Consider the following 5,976-nt stretch of genomic DNA (forward strand, 5'->3'; position numbering starts at 1 on the left):
TTATCTTGATTTGTTGACAAGATTGAATACTGCCTTAAATAATATTGATGAAACAGGAGCCAGTTGGCAACAAGATTTGATGTATAATGGTAATACAAAACTTTGGAAAAAGTTTGGAAGATCATTACAGTTGCAAATGGGAATGCGAGTTGCAGATAGCAATCCACAAGTAGCTGAATCCAATATAGTGGCTGCAATCCCAGGAGTCTTTACATCAAACGCCGATAACGCACAAGTAGAACATATGTCTGCGCAACCAAACACGACGCAGTTGTATCTTGATTTGGCGGTTGGAAATAGAAAGGATTTTGTTGGGGGTAAACCATTTCTAGAATATATGAACGGGGTTAATGATCCACGTCGATCTGTGTATTTTAAAACTGTAACCGATACTGGCAATTACCTTGGGGCGCCTACGGGTCAAGTGGTGAATTATACAAGTTACTCAGAAATGGGTACACTTTTTTATCAGCCAGAAACTGCGGTTATATTTATAGATTATGCCACTGTTGAATTCCTTCTTGCTGAAGCAGCAGAACGTAATATAGGTGGTGTTGTAGATGCCGAATTGCATTATAACAATGCTATAAAAGCTTCTTTTGAGTATTATGGTGTGGACGGTGTAGAAGATTATTTATTACAGCCAGAAGTAGCGTATGCAACGGCTTCTACCAATTGGAAAGAAAAAATTGGAATGCAAAAATGGGTGGCTTTATACAATCAAGGTTTTGAAGCGTGGACAGAATATAGACGATTGGATTACCCACAACTTTCTGCACCTGCCGATGGTTATGTGAACATAGTTCCTTTGCGTCTTCTTTATCCAATTTCTGAACAAACTTTAAATAGAAGTAATTACGAAGCTGCATCAACAACAATAGGTGGCGATTTCTTGACCACAAGGTTGTTTTGGGATAAGTATTAATTGCTGTCTTAAATATATTTTTAAGTGTTTAATCAAGAGATGATATAAGTTTACAACAAGACGTCATATGTTTTTGGAGTGAGCTAGTCTAGTGAGCGGTAGAGACGATTTTTTTGGATATGGATGGTTAGAATTTAATTTCTGCCGCTTTACTTTTAAAAATAATTTCTTGTTGTAATCTTTATATCAAATCTTTTTTTAAACCTATATTTTATGTTTTTACAAATAAACTAACGGACACAAACCATAAACTTTCAACATGAAAAAAAATTATTTATTTACGGCAGTGCTCTTTCTTTTCTGTTTCCTTCTAAATGCTCAGCAACATAATACCAGTATGGATACTATGGTTGTCACCAATGGGCAGGTTACTATTAAGGGCAAGCTTGTTAAGTATAAAGCTACTGCCGGAAAACAGCCTGTGTGGGATAATAAAGGAAAAATTATAGCTGGTCTTTATTATACATATTATGAACGATCGGATGTAAAGGACGGATCAAAGAGACCGCTGTTCTTTTCGTTTAACGGTGGTCCTGGTGCGGCATCTGTTTGGATGCATTTAGGATATACCGGACCGTATAGAATCAAGGTTAACGATGAGGGCTATCCAATTCAGCCTTATGGCGTTGAGGAGAATCCGCAATCAATATTGGATGTTGCGGATATAGTTTATATAGAGCCCGTAAATACTGGTTTTTCTAGAGCTATTGAAAGTATGAGCGATGATGAGGTGGCAAAAACATTTTTTGGTGTCAATGCGGATATACAATATCTAGCCAGTTGGATCAGTACTTTTGTAACCCGAAAAAACCGGTGGGAATCTCCTAAGTATTTAATTGGTGAAAGTTATGGAACGCCTCGTGTTTCGGGTCTTTCACTAGAACTTCAAAATAAACATTGGATGTACCTTAACGGTGTCATCCTGGTGTCTCCCACAGATTTGGGTATAACGCGTGGTAGTGCTATTGAACCCGCTAATAATGTGCCTTATTATGCAGCGGCAGCATGGTTTCATCAAAAACTTCCTGCAGATTTGCAAGCAAAGGATTTAACTGATTTTTTACCTGAAGTCGAAAACTATACAGCTAATAAGCTCATTCCTATTATGGCTAAAGGTGGTTTTTTATCGGATTCAGAAAAACGTCAAACGGCCAGCCAGTTGTCAAGGTACTTAGGGATTTCCGAAAAAGTCATTATGGAGCACGATTTACGAGTTCCTAAAACCTTTTTTTGGAAAGAACTATTGCGTGATGAGGGATTTACGATTGGAAGATTAGATTCTCGATATCTTGGGATAGACAAGAGCAATGCGGGCGAACGTCCTGATTATGCCATGGAAATCAAATCTTGGGAGCATACTTTTACGCCTGCCGTAAATTACTATTTTAAAAACTTCTTGAATTATAATACCGATCTAGAATATTTTATTGGCGGTCACACACGGCCTTGGGATAGAAGTAACAACCATACTGGTGAAGACCTTCGACAAGCCATGGCACAAAATCCTTATTTACATGTCATGGTCCAAGCTGGTTATTACGATGGCGCAACAGATTACTACAATTCAAAGTACAATTTATGGCTGATGGATACTAGTGGCAAACTAAAAGATAGAATGAGTTGGAAAGGTTATCGAAGTGGGCACATGATGTATTTGCGATCTGAGGATTTAATTACTTCCAATGAAGATATTAGGGAGTTTATAAAAAAATCAATTCCAAAGGAAAACCAACCTGCTGAATACATTAGGAAGTAAACTGTAAATATGTAGGAAAACCTAAAGTTTTAACTTATCGGTTTCAGAAATTAATATTAATATAAGAATCAAAACGAAAGAAAATGAATAAAATTTATGCCATTGCTATAGTTTGGATGCTATGCCATTTCAATCTAAATGCCCAACAGTTAAATACAAATATGGATTCTACGGTAACAACCACAGGTCAGGTTACTATCAAAGGTGTTCCCATAAAATATTCAGCGACAACAGGAAAACAACCGGTTTGGGATGATAAAGGTAAAATTATAGCTGGGCTTTATTTTACATATTACGAAAGGTCGGGCGTAAGCAATCGCGCTAAACGACCACTTGTGATATCTTTTAATGGTGGTCCTGGTTCAGCATCGGCATGGATGCATATTGCATATACTGGACCAAAAATTCTTAAAATTGATGATGAGGGATATCCAGTCCAACCTTATGGAATTAAAGACAATGTGAATTCTATATTGGATGTGGCAGATATTGTTTATGTAAATCCTGTAAACACTGGTTATTCAAGAGCGATCGATTCTATGGATGAAGCGGAGAAAAGAAAAACATTTTTTGGTGTTAATGCAGATATAAAATATTTAGCAACGTGGATCAATACTTTCGTTACAAGACAAAACCGATGGGAATCACCTAAGTATCTTATTGGCGAGAGTTATGGAGCGCCTCGTGTTTCTGGTTTATCCTTAGAATTACAAAATGCGCATTGGATGTATTTGAATGGGGTGATCTTGGTATCTCCAACTGGATTGGGAATTGAACGCGGAACGGCTGTAGATCCTGCTAACTTACTTCCTTATTATGCTGCAACGGCGTGGCACCATAAAAAATTGTCTCCAGATCTACAGTCTAAAGATCTTACTGCGATGTTGGCTGAGGTCGAGGAATATACAGTTAATGAGCTTATCCCAATTATGGCCAAAGGCGGATTTTTATCTGACGCCGATAAAAAGAAGACAGCAGCTCGTATGTCAAGGTATACAGGGTTATCAGAAAAAGTAATCTTAGAACACGATTTAAGAATTCCAAAAGGATTCTATTGGAAAGAATTATTACGTGATGAAGGTTATAATATTGGCCGATTAGATTCTAGATATCTTGGTATTGACAAGATGGCCGCAGGTGATCGACCAGATTATTCAGCAGAACTTACTTCTTGGTTACATTCATTTACTCCAGCCATAAACTATTATATTAAAAATCATTTAAAATATGATACCGATTTAAAATACAATATGTTTGGCCCTGTTCATCCTTGGGATAGCAGTAATAATAATACAGGGTATGATTTACGTCAAGCTATGGCTCAAAACCCATATTTACATCTTTTGGTTCAAGCTGGTTATTATGATGGTGGAACGGACTATTTCAATTCAAAGTATAATTTATGGCAGATGGATACTAGTGGTAAATTGCGCGACAGAATGAGTTGGGAAGGTTATAAAAGTGGTCATATGATGTATTTGCGCAGTGAGGACTTGGCTACGTCCAATCAGCATATCAGAGAGTTTATAAATAAGTCGATACCTAAAGAAGGTGAGCCAGCGCAGTATAAGCGATAATTTGGCTTTCGTTTTTATTTAAAGCATCAATTGTCTAAAAAACAGTTTTAACCTTAATTATAATATCTTATGAAAAATTTTAAAAATAAGTTGCTTTTTGCTTTTGGTTTCGCATTATGCCTAGGAGTGCAAGCACAGATCCAGAAAGCACCAGATAGGCAAGAAGGTGAAGGGCCTTGGTCGCAATTAATTATTAGAGGAGCAACCATGATTAATGGTACCTTGGCACCTCCAATGGGGCCAGTGGATATTGTTGTAGAAAATAATCGTATTGTAGATGTGCGTGTGGTTGGATATCCCGGCGTGCCTATTAACGAAGCTAGAAGACCGGTGTTAAAGCCCGGTGGTAAGGAATTAAATGCTGATGGCATGTACATTATGCCAGGTTTTGTAGATAGCCATGCACATATTGGTGGCAGATCGCAAGGGACACCTGCAGAATATGTGTATAAATTATGGATGGGACATGGCATTACAACCATTGTAGATCCAAGTAGCGGCAATGGCTTGGAGTGGACGCTTCAGGAAAAACGAAGAAGTGAAAAGAACGAAATCACAGCACCACGTATTAAGGCCTATACTGGTTTTGGACAAAACAGTAAAGCACCAATTGCTACCGATCAGCAAGCAAGGGATTGGGTACGTAACAATGCAAAACTTGGTGCCGATGGAATTAAGTTTTTTGGAGCTACTCCAGTAGTTATGGCAGCGGCAATTGATGAAAACAAGAAATTGGGCTTACGTTCTAAAATGCACCATTCACAGACTTATGTAGGGAGTTGGAATGTGATGCACAGTGCCAGAACCGGACTTACCTCCATGGAGCATTGGTACGGTTTGCCAGAAGCGTTATTTGATGATCGCACAGTTCAAGATTATTCTTTGGATTATAATTATCAAAATGAGCAAGACCGTTTTGGTGAAGCTGGACAATTATGGAGACAGGCAGCAGGACCTGGCAGCAAAAAATGGGATGATGTGATGAATGAGTTATTGGCACTCGATTTTACCTTGACCCCAACCTTCGTGATTTATGAAGCTAATAGAGATTTGGCAAGAGCGCGCCTCGCCGAATGGCATCAGGAATATACCCTTCCAAGTCTATGGGATTTTTATGCGCCTAGCCGTGAGTCGCATGGGTCTTATTGGCTGTCTTGGGGGACCGAACAAGAAATTGAGTGGAAAGAAAACTATAAACTTTGGATGAATTTTGTAAATAATTATAAAAATAAAGGCGGACGCGTCACCGTTGGTACTGATGCAGGATTTATCTACGAACTTTATGGGTTTGCATATCCACGTGAAATGGAACTTTTACGCGAAGCAGGATTTCATCCATTGGAAGTTATAAAAGCGGCTACCTTAAATGGTGCAGAGGCTTTAGGAATGGAAAAGGAAATTGGATCTATTGAGGTTGGAAAACTGGCCGATTTTGTCATTGTTGAAGAAAATCCTTTAGTGAATTTTCAAACACTTTATGGCACAGGAGCTATAAAAGTTACCGAAAACAACGAGGTAATCCGTGTTGGTGGTGTTAAATATACGATCAAAGATGGTATTATTTATGACGCTAAAAAACTATTGTCCGATGTTAAGGAAATGGTTAAAAAAGACAAAGAAACTAAAGGGTACAAGTTGACTCAGCCTGGAGTTTCTAAAAATTAAACTAACTAACCAACCAACTAAATAACTAACTAACCAACCTTTTTTTTTATTAT

At 38.0% G+C, this 5,976-nt stretch carries 4 protein-coding genes; all 4 read left to right on the forward strand.

The window, feature by feature from the left end; genetic code table 11:
• Positions 1–925, forward strand: a 925-nt coding sequence (locus tag VNJ50_RS09155; RefSeq protein WP_325581131.1) for a SusD/RagB family nutrient-binding outer membrane lipoprotein, incomplete at its 5' end; no start/stop codon positions are given.
• Between the two features lie 259 nt (positions 926–1,184).
• On the forward strand, positions 1,185–2,681 hold the full coding sequence (locus tag VNJ50_RS09160; protein ID WP_325581133.1) for a S10 family peptidase: 1,497 nt from the start codon (positions 1,185–1,187) through the stop codon (positions 2,679–2,681).
• A gap of 83 nt (positions 2,682–2,764) precedes the next feature.
• Positions 2,765–4,258 (forward strand): S10 family peptidase, encoded by a 1,494-nt coding sequence (locus VNJ50_RS09165; RefSeq protein WP_325581135.1) that lies wholly within the window; start codon positions 2,765–2,767, stop codon positions 4,256–4,258.
• Between the two features lie 69 nt (positions 4,259–4,327).
• Positions 4,328–5,923 (forward strand): amidohydrolase family protein, encoded by a 1,596-nt coding sequence (locus VNJ50_RS09170; protein ID WP_325581137.1) that lies wholly within the window; start codon positions 4,328–4,330, stop codon positions 5,921–5,923.
• Positions 5,924–5,976: the final 53 nt, after the last annotated feature.

This window comes from Gelidibacter sp., from assembly GCF_035577925.1.
GTDB lineage: Bacteria > Bacteroidota > Bacteroidia > Flavobacteriales > Flavobacteriaceae > Gelidibacter.

Coding starts and splice junctions, on each gene's coding strand:
- VNJ50_RS09160 (WP_325581133.1), top strand. CDS start 1,185: ATGAAAAAAAATTATTTATTTACGGCAGTGCTCTTTCTTTTCTGTTTC.
- VNJ50_RS09170 (WP_325581137.1), top strand. CDS start 4,328: ATGAAAAATTTTAAAAATAAGTTGCTTTTTGCTTTTGGTTTCGCATTA.
- VNJ50_RS09165 (WP_325581135.1), top strand. CDS start 2,765: ATGAATAAAATTTATGCCATTGCTATAGTTTGGATGCTATGCCATTTC.